General features: G+C 65.7%; 19 protein-coding genes. 15 read left to right on the plus strand and 4 right to left on the minus strand.

Annotated features, from left to right (window positions below; translation table 11 throughout):
* Position 1 precedes the first annotated feature (1 nt).
* The 10 genes from CH275_RS03075 to CH275_RS03115 all read left to right on the plus strand — a co-directional run bounded on the left by CH275_RS03075 (position 2) and on the right by CH275_RS03115 (position 7698).
* On the plus strand, positions 2-1468 hold the full coding sequence (locus tag CH275_RS03075; protein ID WP_094675000.1) for a recombinase family protein: 1467 nt from the start codon (positions 2-4) through the stop codon (positions 1466-1468).
* 181 nt (positions 1469-1649) lie between these two features.
* Positions 1650-1835, plus strand: a complete 186-nt coding sequence (locus CH275_RS03080) for a helix-turn-helix transcriptional regulator (RefSeq protein WP_094675002.1) — start codon at positions 1650-1652, stop codon at positions 1833-1835.
* 342 nt (positions 1836-2177) lie between these two features.
* Positions 2178-2564 (plus strand): hypothetical protein, encoded by a 387-nt coding sequence (locus tag CH275_RS03085; protein WP_094675004.1) that lies wholly within the window; start codon positions 2178-2180, stop codon positions 2562-2564.
* Entirely contained in the window at positions 2564-3898 is a 1335-nt protein-coding gene (locus CH275_RS03090; protein WP_094675006.1) for an AAA family ATPase, read from the plus strand. The genes CH275_RS03085 and CH275_RS03090 overlap by 1 nt, the downstream gene beginning before the upstream one ends.
* A 360-nt stretch (positions 3899-4258) precedes the next feature.
* Positions 4259-4528, plus strand: a complete 270-nt coding sequence (locus CH275_RS03095) for a hypothetical protein (RefSeq protein ID WP_094675008.1) — start codon at positions 4259-4261, stop codon at positions 4526-4528.
* 2 nt (positions 4529-4530) lie between these two features.
* Positions 4531-4764: a hypothetical protein gene (locus tag CH275_RS03100; protein WP_094675010.1), complete on the plus strand. Its 234-nt coding sequence runs from the start codon at positions 4531-4533 to the stop codon at positions 4762-4764.
* 425 nt (positions 4765-5189) lie between these two features.
* Positions 5190-5702, plus strand: coding sequence for a phage terminase small subunit P27 family (locus tag CH275_RS03105; protein WP_179275941.1), 513 nt, complete (start codon positions 5190-5192; stop codon positions 5700-5702).
* Entirely contained in the window at positions 5699-6061 is a 363-nt protein-coding gene (locus CH275_RS03110) for a hypothetical protein (RefSeq protein ID WP_094675014.1), read from the plus strand. Before CH275_RS03105 ends, CH275_RS03110 begins: the two co-directional genes overlap by 4 nt.
* On the plus strand, positions 6054-6206 hold the full coding sequence (locus CH275_RS29350; RefSeq protein WP_179275942.1) for a hypothetical protein: 153 nt from the start codon (positions 6054-6056) through the stop codon (positions 6204-6206). Before CH275_RS03110 ends, CH275_RS29350 begins: the two co-directional genes overlap by 8 nt.
* A 283-nt stretch (positions 6207-6489) precedes the next feature.
* On the plus strand, positions 6490-7698 hold the full coding sequence (locus tag CH275_RS03115; RefSeq protein ID WP_094675016.1) for a phage major capsid protein: 1209 nt from the start codon (positions 6490-6492) through the stop codon (positions 7696-7698).
* Between the two features lie 489 nt (positions 7699-8187).
* Here the strand turns inward: CH275_RS03115 and CH275_RS03125 are convergent, their stop codons facing one another.
* The 3 genes from CH275_RS03125 to CH275_RS03135 are packed head-to-tail and all read right to left on the minus strand — an operon-like array spanning position 8188 to position 9631.
* Positions 8188-8616, minus strand: a complete 429-nt coding sequence (locus CH275_RS03125) for a DUF6941 family protein (RefSeq protein WP_094675020.1) — start codon at positions 8614-8616, stop codon at positions 8188-8190.
* The gene (locus CH275_RS03130) at positions 8613-9200 is read right to left on the minus strand and encodes a hypothetical protein (RefSeq protein WP_143546673.1); all 588 of its coding nucleotides are present in this window, start codon (positions 9198-9200) and stop codon (positions 8613-8615) included. Before CH275_RS03130 ends, CH275_RS03125 begins: the two co-directional genes overlap by 4 nt.
* Complete coding sequence (locus CH275_RS03135; RefSeq protein ID WP_094675024.1) at positions 9197-9631, minus strand: hypothetical protein; 435 nt, start codon at positions 9629-9631, stop codon at positions 9197-9199. Before CH275_RS03135 ends, CH275_RS03130 begins: the two co-directional genes overlap by 4 nt.
* A gap of 240 nt (positions 9632-9871) precedes the next feature.
* On the opposite strand from CH275_RS03135, the gene dprA reads away from it, so the two are divergent.
* The 4 genes from dprA to CH275_RS03155 all read left to right on the plus strand — a co-directional run bounded on the left by dprA (position 9872) and on the right by CH275_RS03155 (position 14249).
* Positions 9872-10993 (plus strand): DNA-processing protein DprA, encoded by a 1122-nt coding sequence (gene dprA / locus CH275_RS03140; RefSeq protein ID WP_094675026.1) that lies wholly within the window; start codon positions 9872-9874, stop codon positions 10991-10993.
* A gap of 93 nt (positions 10994-11086) precedes the next feature.
* Positions 11087-11869, plus strand: coding sequence for a siderophore-interacting protein (locus CH275_RS03145; protein ID WP_094675374.1), 783 nt, complete (start codon positions 11087-11089; stop codon positions 11867-11869).
* 69 nt (positions 11870-11938) lie between these two features.
* On the plus strand, positions 11939-12865 hold the full coding sequence (locus tag CH275_RS03150; protein ID WP_094675028.1) for a tyrosine recombinase XerC: 927 nt from the start codon (positions 11939-11941) through the stop codon (positions 12863-12865).
* A 340-nt stretch (positions 12866-13205) separates the two neighbouring features.
* On the plus strand, positions 13206-14249 hold the full coding sequence (locus CH275_RS03155) for a MinD/ParA family ATP-binding protein (RefSeq protein WP_179275963.1): 1044 nt from the start codon (positions 13206-13208) through the stop codon (positions 14247-14249).
* 3 nt (positions 14250-14252) lie between these two features.
* On the opposite strand, the gene CH275_RS03160 is transcribed toward CH275_RS03155, so the two are convergent.
* Positions 14253-14759, minus strand: a complete 507-nt coding sequence (locus tag CH275_RS03160) for a M23 family metallopeptidase (RefSeq protein WP_094675030.1) — start codon at positions 14757-14759, stop codon at positions 14253-14255.
* Between the two features lie 344 nt (positions 14760-15103).
* Here CH275_RS03160 and rpsB point away from each other — a divergent pair, with 344 nt between their 5' ends.
* Complete coding sequence (gene rpsB, locus CH275_RS03165) at positions 15104-15991, plus strand: 30S ribosomal protein S2 (protein ID WP_094675032.1); 888 nt, start codon at positions 15104-15106, stop codon at positions 15989-15991.
* Positions 15992-16105 lie beyond the last annotated feature (114 nt).

The raw sequence follows: 16105 nt of genomic DNA on the forward strand, positions 1-16105 counted from the left end.
TATGAAATCGGCCACAGACACTCGGCGTGTGGCGGTCTACCTGCGCCAATCCATGGACCGCGACGGCAACGAGTACGGCATCGACCGCCAACGCCAGGACGTCGAACGCCTCGTCGAGCAACGCGGGTGGACCGTGGTCGAGACGTTCGTCGACAACGACGTGAGTGCCACCTCACGCAAACCACGTCCCGCATTCGAGCGTATGTTGACCTCCGCCGAGGCGGGGGCGTTCGATGTGATCGTGGCCCGGCACCTCGACCGTTTGCTGCGCCGCCTCGTCGAGCTAGAACGCGTACTCGAAGTGTGTGAGGGCACCGGTGTCAGTGTGGTCACGTCCAACGACGGCATCGACACATCGAACGACGGGGGCCGCACGAACGCCCGCATTCTGGCCTCGATCGCGCAGGGTGAGGTCGAGCGTAAGTCGGCCCGTCAACGGTCGGCCATGGCGCAGGCGGCGGCACAGGGCAGGTGGGTCGGTGGCCGCCGTGCGTTCGGTTACGAGTCCGACGGGGTGACGATCCGGCCCGACGAGGCCGAGTTGATCCGCGCCGGGTACGCCGCCGTGCTGGCCGGTGAGCCGGTGGCCGCCGTGGCCCGTGAGTGGACCGACTCGGGCATATCGACGACGCAGGGCACTCGTACCGGCGCGGCCACCGTGTGGCACCGGTCGGGCGTGCGGGACATTCTGTTGAACCCGCGCAACGCCGCGTTGCGGCGGCACCGGCCCACGGGCGCACAGGGCGATTTCCGCAAAGACCCCGAGGCGTTCGTCGTGGGCCGCGCCGAGTGGCCCGCCATAGTCGACGAGGACACGTGGCGGGCGGCGGTGCGTGTGTTGGTGTCACCGGATCGGCGGCGGCCCGCCACGAACCCACAGGCGCTACTCACGAGCGTGGCCCGGTGCGGTCGGTGCGCCGCCGAGGGCGTCGAGTCCTCGGTGCACACCGGGGGAGCGCGGCGGCACTATCGCACCTACCGGTGCGCTCACACACCCGGCCACATGGCGCGCCAGGCCGATCCCGTCGAGGCGTTCGTCGAGGCCGTCATGGTCGAGCGGCTATCGAGGGACGACGCCCTGGCGGTGTTCGCACCCGACGTCGAGGCCGACACCCGAGACCTCGGTGCCGAGGCCGACACGTTGCGCAGCCGCCTCGACGACCTTGCCGAGGATTACGCCGACGGCACCATGACCCGTCCACAGTTCCGCACGGCCAACGAGCGGGTGCGTGCACGCCTCGGCGCAATCGAGGCCGACATGGCCACCGCCGGGGCCGCCGACCTCGTAGCACCCCTCGTCACTAGTGGCGACGTGGCGGCGGCGTGGGCCGCCCTCACGACCCCGCGTAAGCGTGCGGTGATCGACGCCCTGGCCGTCGTGACGTTGAACCCGCTAGGCCGTGGCCGCCACCGGTTCACGCCCGAGACGTTCGCCGCCACCGTCGACATTGCGTGGCGGGCCGAGTAGCCCTCACGCGTCATGCACGACCAAACATGTTGTGCCCCAAGGGGTAACAGTTGCCGACGGCAGTGTCGGCGCTGTAGCGTCTGACACCACGGTGCTAGTCGGCTGACACCCCGGCGGCGCGAGGTTCAATTCCTCCAGACGAGTCACGAGTCCTGTTCCGTGACCGACTGGGAGAGAACCCATGGCGACAACCGCCACCACCCGCCGCCTCGTGACCATCACCGACGCGGCGGCCTACCTCAACACGAGCACCGCCACCATTGCCCGCCGACTGGCCGACGGCACCCTCACGCGCCACCGCCTCGGGCCGCGCACCGTCCGTGTCGACCTCGACGAGGTTGACCGCGTGTTTGGCCTGGCGTCGTGATCGACCCCGCCGTGGTGCGCGCCGTCGTCGACAAGGCCCCGTCGCTCACGCCCGCCCAACGTGACCGCCTGCGCGCCATAACGCGCACCTCGACACCTCGGCCGGCAAAAGTCGGTGCCGCCGCATGACCGCCGCCGTGTACGCCTCGATTGCGTTGTGGGGCAGTGGGTTCGGCTACCTCGTCGAGTACGCCGCCGAGGCCAGACGTGCCGCACGTGACCACCGAGCGCAGTGAACGCGCCAAGTATTTCGACGCCCGCCAAGCGACCAGCAACACCCCTGGAAATGCCGATGCCCTCGGGGACCAACCGAGGGCACTGGCCGAGCTTGAGAGGCAATCTCATGGATGACACCTACGATACCCCCGACCCGGTGATCGGCCTTGTTGCGTCGCTACGTGCGTTGCGCATTGCGCCGCCGGTCGAGGCATCAGCGTTCGAGCTGCGCGCCGGGACGGTGGCGCAGTGGCGCAAGCATTGGAACGACGGGGCACCGGCCCCGACCATCACCATGGCCGCCACGGTGACGCCCGTGGTCGACCTCGACTCGGGCGAACTGTACGAGGCGCTAGAGAGTGTTGAGGACGACGCCGAGGCCCTGGCCCGCGTGCACGACGCGTGGATACGGCACCGGCGGTGCCTCGGCACGAGTGTCGGGGAGGCCGAGGCCGTATTCACTCGTCAACTCGGTATTGCCCGCCACGTCGTCGATCACCACGGGGCGGCGTGATGACCAAGGCATACGAACCCGCGTGGTACCAAGCCCTCGACGCCCGCCAGCAACGTCGGGCCATGCGGTGGGTTCGCGGTGAGGCCGACCGGCCCGCGTTCCTGCCCGATTACGTCGTGCGGCCAGTGCCCAAACATGCACCGCCGCAGAAGGATGCGAGGTACAACCCGGCGGCGTCACCGCCCTCGGAATCCGTCGACGCCATGGTTGCGCGTATGGCCAAGGGGAAGACCGCCGACAAGCTTGCCACCGCCCGTGCCCACGCCGAGGCAAAGGTGGCCGGGGCCATGCGCTCACGTGCCGACCTGGCCACCATGCCCGCCCTAGAGCCGTTGGTCGACGGGTTCCTGTATCTCGACACGGTGGCCCGCCTCGTCGGCCCGCCCGGTAGCTACAAATCGTTCCTGGCCCTCGATTGGGCGGCCTCGGTTGCCACCGGCACGCCGTGGCACGGCCAGGCCGTTGCGCAGGGTGGGGTCGTGTACCTCGTGGGTGAGGGCGTGCGGGGGATCGACGGCCGGTTGACCGCGTGGGAACGCCACCGCCTCGACGGCAAGCCCGCCGAGGTCGAGGTGTTCGACGGGATCGTCGACCTGGCCGCGCCGCAGACCGACGCCGCCGAATGGGTGGCCCTGGCCCGACTGTTGTTCTGGCGCAAGCCCTCGTTGATCGTCGTCGACACACAGGCGCGCTACACACCCGGCCACGAAGAAAACAGCTCGACCGATATGGGCATCCTCGTCAACAACCTCGACGCGTTGCGACGTGGCACCGGTGCGTGTGTGTTGCTCGTGCACCACACCACCAGGGGCACCGAGCACGCCCGTGGATCGACCGCTATCGAGGGCGGCGTGCAGACCGAACTCGTGATGACACCCGGCAAACGAGGCACGGTCAAGCTCAAGACCGAGAAGCAAAAGGACATCGAAGAACCCGAGCCGGTCGAGTTGCACGCCGTGGCCGTCGAGGGCACGACGTCGATAGTGCTCGACTCGGCAGACCTCGGCGTGGACCCGCTCGACCTACCGGCGACCGAGCGCGTCAACGCAACCTCACCGATCTACGAGCGGTTGGCGAGGGTCATCGTCGAGACGTTCAACCACGGCACGACGGGGTGCACCAAGGTCGAGGCCAAGTCGGCACTACAGGCCGACCACGAACTCAAGATCACCGGTGACACCCGCACCGTGGGCAAGCGGTTCCCGCAAGCGTGGTCGACCTTGGAGGCCCGAGGGCACCTCGAAATGATGACCAGTGCCGCGACCGGCAACCCGGTCATGCGGTACAAGATCACCGCCGCCTATGCCGCCGAACTCGACCTCGGTGGGGCATGAAATCCGCCGCGCCGAGGGTGCCCGTTTGGGTGCCCGCCGCCCTTGCCCGCCGAGGGTGCCCGCCGGTGCCCGCCGCCCGCAACGAGTCCGGTGGTTTGCGCAGGTCACCGGTGGTGCCCGCCGGTTGCCCGCCGGTGCCCGCTGGCAATGCCCGCCAAAAGTGCCCGCGCCCCCTCTCTATAGGGGGCGGGCAATGGGGCATCGAGTGATTTTCGACGACAGAACCCGACCTCGATTGTGGGGCGCTGGCACCGGTCGATCACCGCCCACGGCACCGGCTACGAGACCGCCTCGGGGCATTGGCCCCGGCAACCCAACCACCGGACCCCGACGGGTCCACCGAGCGACAGGAACCAACCCATGAGCGTCACCGTAAACAACGAGGCCGACCGCCTCGGCCTACTCATTGCCCTTGGTATGTCCAACGCCGCCGACGCCGACGACCCCACCGCCGACGTACTCGGTGAGGCCGTCGACCAACTCTCGACCGGCAACGTGCCGCACGGGGAGGTCATCGTGGCCTTGGCCCGTCGATACCTTGCGGTCATGCGCCGTGCTCACGGTGCCGAGGGTGCGGCCCGCATGTTGCACGCACAGTTGGCCGCCACGCACATGGTCGAGGACGCGTGACCATGGCGCGGCGTACACACGACCCCCTCGACGGCAAGATCAAGCGGCAGCGTGAACGTAGGGCGCTGGATCGTGGGTACAGCGGCACGGCGCGTGAGGATCGGTTCGACGCCAAAGATGCACGGCGACTGGCGGCCAGGGACGAGGCCCGTAGGGCTATCCGGCGTATCCTCGTCGAGCAACACGGCCCCGACGCCGTGGCACCTTGGCCAGAGGGTGACGACCTCGGTGCATAAACATGCATAACCAGACCGACCGTGGCGCGTGGTGCCACGGTCGGCGATGATGTGACAACAATCACACAGTCGGTTCGGCGTTCTCGACCGCTCTCGCGGGGGTGGGGTCGGAATTGTTGGTGTCGCGTAGCTGGTGCACCCCCCTCTCTCGGGCTTTATCGGCGTGCACAGATCGGCGCGGCAATGTGATCCACATGCACCACGCAATGTCAAGTCTGCCCGACGACGCGACGGCACCGAGTGTCACGACACAATGAATGGAAATGCGGTGTAGTGAATGGGCATCGGGTATGGTTGGGGTGTGTATTTCTTTCGACGAAGTTGATAGGTCGGGTACTTGCGCACCCAACAGGAACGCCGGGGCCGCCGTGGAAACGGCCCCGGCGTTTCTGCTTTCCACGACCACCCGAAAGGGGTTGTGCCACATGGCCGCTCCCGCTAAGCCCACCGCCCTCAAGTTGATCGGCGGTCGAGGCCCCGGCCAGGACAGTGCAGGCCGCAAGGTCGTCACCGTGCCCTCGGCTCGTGAGGCCCCGCCGATGCCCAAGGGCCTGCCTCGTGAGGCGCAGGCCGAGTGGAAACGGGTTGTGCCACTACTCGACAAGCTGCGCGTGTTGGCCGGTGATCTGCACCGAGGCGTCCTCGTGCGGTACTGCACAGCGTGGGCCGAGTTCCACGAACTACGCGCCGACGTGGCCACACAGGGCCGCACCGAGTGGGTCACCGTGCGCAACAGTGCCGGTGACGAAACGACGAAACGCGTGGTGCGCCCCGAGGTCAAGTTGTTGGCCGACGCCCGCGCCGAGGTGCACCGCCTCACCGGTGAACTCGGGTTGTCACCGGCAACCGAAGCCAAGGCATACGCCTCGGCGCAGACCACGGCGGCCATGGCCGACGGCGGCGCGGTCAACCCGTTCGCCTACGGGTCGACGACGTGAGTGCCGTCGACGACGTGGCGCGCCGGTACGAGGCGGCGGCCTTGGCTCTCAAGTTCGACGGCCAGAACACCGACCCCAACGCCGACAATCCACGCGTGTGGGCCACGTTGGGCCTCGGCGCGGTCAAGATCGCATGGGGGTACCAAGGCGATTTCGAGCGGTGCGTGGCCCTGTTGGGCAAGCACGTCGACCGCCCCGAGGGCCTGTGCGCCAGCTATCACCGTGACCTGTTCGGAGAGGTGCCGAAACGGGCCACGCAGGCCGCCAAGCCCGACCTACCCGACGGGTGGGATTTCGACGCCGAGAGCGTCGAGGATGCCCTACCGACACCCGACGACGATGGGGGAACCAATGAGTGAGGCGACGACCGACGCGGAACGGGCCGACGATGCCCCGGCGCTCGTCGAGGTGCCTGTGTGCCTCGGTGAAGTCCTCGACGACGACGAACCGGTGATGATGACACCCGAGGCCGCGCCGGGGTGGGACGAACGCTATTGGCGGTAGACGTCACTGCGGTGTCACCGCCGTGTCACGAGGGGTAGCGTTACCCCAATACTGTTGACAGGCAACAGGATTGGGCATGTAGGGTCGGCGGTGTGTTGGTCGAAGCCATACGCAAGGGTCACGCCGGATCGTCGGCGGGGGCATCGGCGGGCCGTGGGCATCAGCACCCCTGCCATACGCAAGGGTCACGTTGCCAGCATCGGCGGCGGGGGCATAGGTGGGCCGTGGGGATTCACTCAAATCCGTTGTGCCACAAGTGTGGCCGTGAGTCCTAAGGGCACCCATGAAAATCAAGCTCGACGCATTACGCGCCGCAATCAAGGCCGCCGACGACAACTCGGCGGGCAGCCTCGTCGACCGACGGGTGACCCTCATCACCGAGGGTCAAAAGGTGTTGGCCGAACTCAAGTCACTCGACGACCCCGAGGCCACAGACCCGGAGGCAATCGAGGCCGCCAAGGCGGGGGCCGACGCACTCACCCGTCTCGACGCCACAATCGAGAAGGCCACCAAGTCTGCGGAGGCCCTGCGGCGTATCGGTGGCAGTGGCGGGGGCGGCGGCGGTGCCACCGACACCGGTGTGCGCCTCAACCTCAAGTCGGCGGCGCTAACACGTGGCTTGTCCACGAAAATGGCCAGCGGCGACACTCTTGGTCAAAAGGCGGTTGCCGCCTCGGGTGACGTCATCGTGGGTACACCCCTCGACAATCAGATTTACGAACTCGGCAAGGTGGGCACGTCGGCCCTGGACGTGTTGCCGGTGCGCAGTCGACCGGTGATCTACCAGTACTTGCGCCAGGTCACGCGTGAGAACAACGCCGCCGAGGTGGCCGTCGGGCAGCTCAAGCCGACGTCGAAATACACCGTGACCAACGTCGAGTCCCGCCTGCGGGTAATCGCCCATCTCAGTGAGCCCTTGGACTCTTACTGGATTTCCGATAACTCGGCGCTCGACACTTTCGTGGCCAACGAGTTGCAGTACGGCCTACAGCTCGCCGTCGAGGATGCCGTCATCAACGGAACCGGCGAGGGTGAGGGCATCCTCGGCATTCTCAACACCTCGGGGTTGCAGTCGGTGGCGTTCACCGTCGACGCGACCACCTCGGTACGTCGTGCGTTGACCGGCATCGAGTCGGTCGGGTTCCGCGCCACGTCGATCATCCTCAACCCCACCGATTGGGAAGGCATCGAACTCTCACGCCGCCAGGACGGCACACCCGACCTCGGTAGTGCGCTGCCGGTCGTTCGGGCCGACACCAAGTTGTGGGGCCTCAACGTGGCCGTGTCCAACGCGGTACCCGAGGGCACCGCAATCGTGTTCGATCCCACTGCATTGTCGGTGGCCGTCGACGCAGGCGTGCGCGTGCAGTGGTCCGAGTCGGTCGGTGACGACTTCGCACGCAACCAACTGCGTGCACGGTGCGAGGGTCGGTTCAACGTCGACGTGTTCAAGCCCATGGCGGTGGCCAAGGTAGCTCTCAAGGCCGCGTAGTCGTCCACACGGCGTGCAAGCCCGCCCCGCCTCAAGTAAGGCGGGGCGGGCTTTGCCTAGTGAGACGTTATTCAGTGACCTCGACTGAAATGGTCTGGTACTTGCCAGCGATCTTTGCCGAGGCTTCACCACTCACGACGTATTCAGTCCACCCGCCAGGGGGGAAGATGCCCACGACGGACTTAGCGCTCGTTCCTCCCTTGTAGACGGCAAGGTGACCCCCGTCGGCAATCTGCGCCCAATCGCCACTGGGGAACGAGAACTTGTTTGCACTGGTGAAAACGACTACCGCCATGTTGGAACCCTTCGTATCGTCGAACCGGACGGTTTGTACTGTAGTGACAGGCACCGACAATTCGGACGAAGTGGGCGTCGGGTGCTGCTAGGGGGTAGCAGCGAGGATGGCTATGAGGGTCGTGTAACTGGTTTTGACACACCACCGCCCCGGGTTCTCCTGTGAGACCGGGGCGGTGGTGTGTGGGTCAGGGCTCACTGCAACGGCGTGTCCGCAGCTGCCACGTCAACAGTTTTCACCTGAAAGAACAACTCGACGGACGCGGAGTTGTCCAACGTGCCTGCGATTCGGTACAAGCCTGATTTTGGCAACATGACGTCGGAAAGGTCCACCACAAGCGGCGCATTCATCGTGCGTGGATCGGCCTCAGCGTGAATACCAAATCCGAACTCACCCTCAAGTCGAGCGTAGATAGCGTCCCCGTCGGCCTCGGTCACTGTGAACAGGACCTGGATCGGCTCGCCCTGATAGCTAGGCGGGGGCTGAATCATGCACAAGAGTGACAAGGCCATTGGGGCCGGGTAGCTGGGCCTGTTCAAGTGGGATGCCCCGCCGCCGAGCACATTGACAAGTCCGCTTACAACTGTCGTGTGCTCGACGAGCATGAACGTCGTGAACTTCACTGCTTGCTCAACTCTCGGAAGCGGCCCGTCGCGGGGTTGCTGTCGTATTTCGCATCATCGGTTCGGTGTTCTGGCCACTTGTCTTTCACATGCCAGTTTTTCCATGAATCAACAACGGCATAGTTTTGCCGCACGTTGTCCGCAGCGTGGGCGTGAGCGTTCACGCCCTCGTGGCTGAACCCCTTCCAGTCAACGAGCAAGTAGACCAAATCGAAGTTGTCGTCAACCTCGGTGACGATTGCAGAACCCACAAAGTCGCCGTCGTCTTCGTCCGTCTGGACGGCCACGACGAACTCGCCCACGAAAGGGGTGCGGGAGAATTGTGATCGTCTAACCACAGTCAGAGCAGAGTCAGGACCGGCAAACTGGTTGGGGTCAACTTCAATTCGCGCGGTCTTCGCGCTGAGGTCGGGCGTGATCTCGTGATGCGCACCCGTAACCATCAGGTTTCGTGCGAAGTAGACCGCCTCATTTTGCGATGCGTGGTACGACACCCGGGACCCCGCGAGAGCCTGTGCCCATCCTCGGACCACCCGGTCGCTACCAAGACCGCGCAGTGCACCCATGTTCGATTCCACCGTCATCTAGGCATCCTAATCTTCTCGTCAAGCCCGAACGCGTTGGCCAGGTCTTCGACCCTCAAGCCGCGCCGATCTGTACCCACAGGTATGTCGTAGTGGTGTTCGGGAGGCTCATGTTTAATTAACGTGAAACCGCCTGCACTTAGTTCCGACTCGGTAATCAGCATCATGTGAGCAGAGCTACGTTTGGCTAGAACGTGAGTGGTCAGCCGCTCAATCAATTCGGGCACTTGTTCATCGTCCCCGCGCGCCATGGCGAACACAGAGATGCTGTAGTAACTCGGCGGCGAACCGTTCTCCTTGTGCTGGGAGTCGTAGTCGAGTTCTGCGCTCTCTTGTAATTTTTCGGCATCCCACCTCCACTGTCGTAGAGCCAGCAGTTCGCCTGCGGCAAGACTGATCGGTCGAGAACGCTCTTTGACTAGTTCAGCCACATCGCTCCACGGGCGCGTCAGACACGTGGGTACTTAGCGGTTGTGTCACGCGCACCTCGCCCCACACCAGTCTCATAGACGGAATTTTGGCACAGGGTCTTAAGTTTCCGCTCAGAAACCCCCTTAACTGCTACCCGCGTGCGTTCGCGGTGGCATGGACGTTGAACGACCTCGCCGGCGGTGCCGTCCCCGGGGCCGACGAAGTCGGAGCCGCACTGGATTCCGTGACAGGGGAGTGGCATGAAGCACGACGAACGTCGACTTGCATGGGCGTATCTTTCCCGGGTGGCGCAGGGCCCGCAGCGACCCGTGGTCGATCATGCCGCCGCGCACGGTCCGGAGTCGGCCGCTGCGGCGGTGCGGGCCGGTGGTTTGGGTGAGCGGTTGGCGGTGCGATCTCATATCGACACTGCGGCAGCAGATCTCGATCACATCACTGCACTCGGCGGCCGGTTGGTCACGCCCGACGACGACGACTGGCCGGCGTGGCGCTTCCTCGGGTTCGACGGGTCGGGGCTGACCGCAGGCGTCGATACCTGTCCACCGATTGCGTTGTGGGCGCTGGGAAACCAACCGGTAGCGGCAATCACCGAACGGTCGGTGTCCATCGTCGGTACCCGCGCATCGAGCCCCTACGGCGATCACGTCACCGCGGAAATCTCCGCCGATCTGGCACTCGACGGCTGGACCGTCATCTCGGGAGCGGCCTTCGGAATCGATGCGGCGGCACATCGGGCGGCGCTCGGGGTCGAGGGAACGACGATGGCGGTGCTCGCCTGTGGCGTCGACCGCGCGTATCCGGCGGGCCACTCTCGATTGCTGCGCCAGATAGCCACTCGCGGGCTGGTCGTGAGTGAATACGCACCGGGCACCACACCGGCCAAGCATCGCTTCCTCGCCCGCAACAGACTCGTCGCGGCGCTCGGATCGGCCGTGGTGGTCGTCGAGGCCGGGTGGCGTAGTGGAGCCCGGAACACTGCGGCGTGGGCCACGAAACTGGGGCGTCCGGTGCTCGCGGTGCCGGGGCCGGTCACATCGCCCACATCCAAGGGGTGTCACCGCATGATCCGCGACGGTGAAGCCGTTCTGGTGTCGAGTTCGCACGATGTGGTCGCCGAGGCCGGCGCTCTCGGCTCACCGGAAGAGTCACGGCCCGACCTCTTTCGCGAGACGGATGCACTCTCGGAGACCGGTTTGCTGATCTACGACGCGCTGCCGGCGACCGGGTCGCTGTCGAGCCGCGAGTTGTCCGAATACTCCGGTGTACCGATCGGCAAGGTGCGCGCTGCACTGCCTGTGCTCGAAATGGACGGGTTCGTTGCCCGCGACGAGACCGGATGGTTTCGCGTGGTCCGGGGATGAACACCACGTTGCCGAGCCTCGACGGTAGGGTGTTAGGTAATGCTTAGTCGGTGCAGTGTGCATCGGCGTCGTTCGCTCGAAGAGGGGTCCGAAGTGCCACGCAAGAAAACCACCCTGTCCGTCCTGCGCACCGAGGCGCTCACCCCGCACATGTACCGGGTTCATCTGGGTGGTGACAATTTCGACGACTTCGACGCGATCGACGAGACGGACGCCTACGTCAAGCTGTTCTTCGGAACCGATGACGATCCGATCATGCGCACGTACACCGTTCGCTCCGTCGACACCGATGCACGCGAGATCGCGATCGACTTCGTGGTGCACGGCGACGAAGGAGTTGCCGGGCCGTGGGCTACCCGGGCGAAGCCGGGGGACGAGATGTCGTTCTTCGGCCCGTCCGGCGGGTACGCCCCACGGCCGGACGCGGACTGGCATCTGTTCGCAGGCGACGAATCGGCGATTCCGGCGATCTCGGCGGCTGTGGAGGCACTGCCGGAAGACGCCATCGCCAAGGTTTTCATCGAAGTTGCCGACCGCCACGACGAGATCTACATGGAGACCCTCGCCGTCGTCGACGTCACCTGGATTCACCGGGGTGCGTCCTCGAACGAGGTGGGCGACGACCGGGCCAGCGACAACGCTCCCTTGATCGCCGCAGTCAAGGAAACGGAATGGCTGCCGGGGCAGGCACAGGTGTTCGTGCACGGTGAGGCGCAGGCCGTCATGCACAACATCCGGCCGTACATCCGCAAGGAGCGCGGGGTCGGCGCCGAGTGGGCGTCGATTTCGGGCTACTGGCGTCGAGGGCGCACCGAGGAGACGTTCCGAGTGTGGAAGCGCGAACTCGCGCAGGCCGAATCCGGAGTCGACGCCTGAGCCGGTGGCGACCGCTCTCGGTCGGCGTGTCCGTTTGTCGCGCAGCTCGGAAGCGCCCAAGCTGAGACGATGACCGATTCGCTGCCGCCTCGCCTCGGCATCCACGTCGAGGAGTTCGCCGAACACCTTCGACTCGGTCGAGAGCGATCCGAGCACACGATTCGCGCGTACGTGTCCGATGCCCGGTCTCTCCTCGAGCACCTCGCGGCGACGACGCCCAATGCGAGTATTGGCGACCTCGACCTTCGAACGGTCCGCTCGTGGTTGGCGACGTACTCGGCGGCCGGCTCGGCCCGAACCTCGATGGCCAGGCGAACGTCGTCCGCGCGAACCTTCGGCAAGTGGCTCGAACGGGTGGGAGCGGTCGAGGTGGGGCCGGCGGAACGACTGGCAGCACCGTCGAGTCATCGAACGTTGCCCGGTGTTCTTCGCCACAGTCAGGCGGCCGAAGCGTTGGCCGCTGCCGAATCGGGGGCGGCCGAGCTGGACCCGATCGCGCTGCGAGACCGGCTCGTCGTCGAGCTTCTCTACGCCACAGGAGTGCGTGTCGGAGAACTGTGCGGTCTCGACGTCGACGACGTCGACACCGAGCGTCGCCTGATTCGCGTGGTGGGCAAAGGCAACAAGGAGCGCGCTGCGCCGTACGGTGCGCCTGCAGCGGATGCTCTCGACAAATGGCTGGTCAGCGGTAGGCCCGAACTGGCCGGTGATCGATCCGGTGCCGCATTGCTGTTGGGGCGGCGAGGCGGACGGCTCGACCAACGACAGGCCAGAACGGCAGTACATGCGGTGCTCGACGCCGTTCCCGGAAGTCCCAGCCTCGGCCCGCACGGTCTACGTCACTCTGCGGCGACTCATCTCCTCGAAGGGGGTGCCGATCTGCGGGTGGTGCAGGAACTACTCGGGCACGCCTCGCTGGCGACTACGCAGATCTACACACACGTATCGGTGGAGCGCTTGCGTGCCGTGCACGATCAGGCTCACCCCCGAGCGTGAGTCGCGCGTCGGCGGCGCTACGTTTGGTAGCGTCGACACCGACTGACTACACCGAATACGGGGGACCGTGGACCGCGACCGACCGCAAGGTACTTCGGAGCCGTGGTCGATGCATGTCCGTCAGAGCCCGACCTCCGACCATCAGGAGTCCGGCGGGCGTACCGACAGGACTCACGACAACGGTGGCCCGGCATCGCCCGAGCACAGTTCCGCTCCCCGCTCGGTGCCGCGGCAGCCACCACCATGGCAGACACCGGATTCGCTCGATCGGCGGACCGTTCCGCCGCGGTACAACCCTCCGGTTCCGCTCGAGCCGGGTCCGCCGCCCGTACATCCCGATGTGTATCGACCTGTGCAGCCGCCTGCCGACGAGTTCCCGGCACCCTCGACCGGGTGGTCGCCGCAACCGTGGGCCGGTGCACCCAACGCGTATCGCCCGAACAGCCAGGACTTGGGTGCCGACTCGCTGCTCAAGCGTCCCAAGCGCGCGTCGAACTCCGGATGGCGACGTGGCGTTCACCGGCTCACCGGTGGCGTCATCAATCCCGGTGAGTCGACGGCAGAGGAGCGGTACCGGAACCAGGTCGAGCGGATCCGGCAGCCGGTACTCGGCGACTATCGAATCGCATTTCTCTCGCTCAAGGGTGGTGTCGGCAAGACGACGACCACCCTCGGCCTCGGTTCGACCTTTGCGTCGCTGCGTGGCGACTGTGTGATCGCAGTGGACGCGAACCCCGATTTCGGAACCCTGGGCGAACGAGTTCCGCGGCAGACGGCGTCGACCGTTCGTGATCTGTTGGCCGCCGCGCCCAACATTCGGCGCTACTCCGACATTCGCGAGCACACCTCTCAGTCACCGAGTCGACTGGAAGTACTGGCCGGAGAGCGCGATCCTGCGGCGTCCGAAATGTTCGGAGAAGAGGACTACCGAGCCGTCATCGAGATGTTGCAGGTGTACTACAACCTGATCTTGACCGACTGCGGCACCGGCATCATGCACTCGGCGATGAACGGTGTGCTGCAGCTGGCGAACGCCCTCGTGCTGGTCAGTTCCCCGGCGGTCGACGGTGCTCGCAGTGCGGCGGCGACCCTGGACTGGCTGGAATTGCACGGCTACGGACATCTGGTGGAGCGCACGGTCGTGGTGATCAGCTCTGTTCGGCCGGGCTCGTCCGCAGTGGACATGAACTTGCTGCAGCAGCACTTCCTGGAACGCTGCCGCGCAGTTCTCGTCATTCCCTTCGACGAGCATCTCGCCGAAGGCGCAGTGGTCGACCTGGACCTGCTGCGTCCTCAGACGCGAAGTGCGTTCGTCGAACTGGCTGCGATGGTGGCCGACGATTTTCCCGCCGCGTCGGGCAGACACTCCGGACCGCCCCGCTGACCGTCACCGACCTGGGGCGTCGAGTGGTTTCAATCTGATCGGTCGCGTACGTACCAGCGCTGTGGGATCGAGGTAGTCGCGACCGCGTCGTATTCCCCAGTGCAGGCAGGTGGACGAGCAGCTGTCGTGACCCGACGCCACCGAGCCCAGCACAGAGCCGCGTCGAACCCGGGTCCCTGCTGCGACCGATGCCACCACCGGCTCGTACGTCGATCTCAACCCGCCCGGGTGATCCACCGACACGACCGGCTTGCCGGCGACCGTGCCGGCGAACACCACCGTGCCGTCGGCGACGGCCAGGACCGATCGCCCTTCTTCTGCGGCGAGGTCGACACCGCGGTGCCCGGGCAGCCAATCGTGCTCCGGACCGTCGAAAGGGGTCACGACGTGCGGCTTCGGCCGCAACGGCCAGGCGAACTCACCCGGTACGGCCGACGCCACCGGAGTCGAGAGCGACAACGTGGCCGCGATGCAGACCGTGATTGCCTGCAGAACCCGTGTGATGTTCACTCGACGACCATCTCGCGAAACAGAGCCGCGAAACGAACGCGAACACCGATTGTGGACAAGCGATTCTTCTGTCCACAGGCAGCGGAATCCCTTGACAGTCGGCCCTGGTTATGGCGGGGGTCGCGGCAGGTCTACACTCGTCGGTGCGGCCTGTGCGTGCACGGGTCGACTTCGCGCGTCCGCGTCATCGCATCGACTGCTTCGGCAGAACCACCGATACGAGAACCGGTTGTCGGCGGTCCTGAGATCTTCGTGATGTCGGGTCCGGCAACTTCAGCGGCCGCCAGGGCAGAGGTCACCGACACTCTGCGTCAACCGCACCATCGAAAGAGAGTTCTTCAGCCATGGCTGTAGTAACAATGAAGCAGCTGCTCGACAGCGGCACACACTTCGGACACCAGACCCGTCGCTGGAACCCGAAGATGAAGCGATTCATCTTCACCGACCGCAACGGCATCTACATCATCGACTTGCAGCAGACTCTGACCTTCATCGACAAGGCCTACGAGTTCGTCAAGGAGACCGTCGCCCACGGTGGCACGGTTCTGTTCGTCGGTACCAAGAAGCAGGCGCAGGAGTCCATCGCCGCTGAGGCAACTCGCGTGGGCATGCCCTACGTGAACCAGCGCTGGCTCGGTGGCATGCTCACCAACTTCCAGACGGTCCACAAGCGTCTGCTCCGCCTCAAGGAGCTCGAGGCAATGGAGCAGACCGGTGGCTTCGAGGGACGCACCAAGAAGGAAATCCTCATGCTCACGCGTGAGATGACCAAGCTGGACCGCACCCTCGGTGGTATCCGGGACATGGCCAAGGTTCCGTCGGCCATCTGGATCGTCGACACCAACAAGGAGCACATCGCTGTCGGCGAGGCTCGCAAGCTGAAGATCCCGGTCATCGCGATCCTCGACACCAACTGTGATCCCGACGTGGTCGACTACCCGATCCCGGGCAACGACGACGCGATTCGCTCCGCAGCGCTGCTGACCAAGGTCGTCGCATCCGCAGTCGCCGAGGGCGTGCAGGCTCGTGCGGGCCAGAACACCGCGTCCGACGCCAAGCCCGAGGTCGGCGCAGGCGAGCCGCTCGCAGAGTGGGAGCTCGAGCAGCTTCAGCAGGCTTCACCGGCAGCCGACGCTCCCGCGGCAGAGGCACCGGCGGCAGAGGCACCGGCTGCAGAAGCTCCGGCCGCCGAGGCTCCGGCAGCAGAGGAAGCACCGGCCGCTCAGGCTTGATCGAATTCGGTCCCGGTTCACCGAAGTGGGGTGGGCCGGGACCGCTTCGGTATGTCAGGGTGGTCGACGCGCTCGCTCTGCAGTGAGCACGTCGGCGCACCCGTGATCGCATTT

This window comes from Rhodococcus sp. 06-235-1A (assembly GCF_002258785.1).
Classification (GTDB): domain Bacteria; phylum Actinomycetota; class Actinomycetes; order Mycobacteriales; family Mycobacteriaceae; genus Rhodococcoides.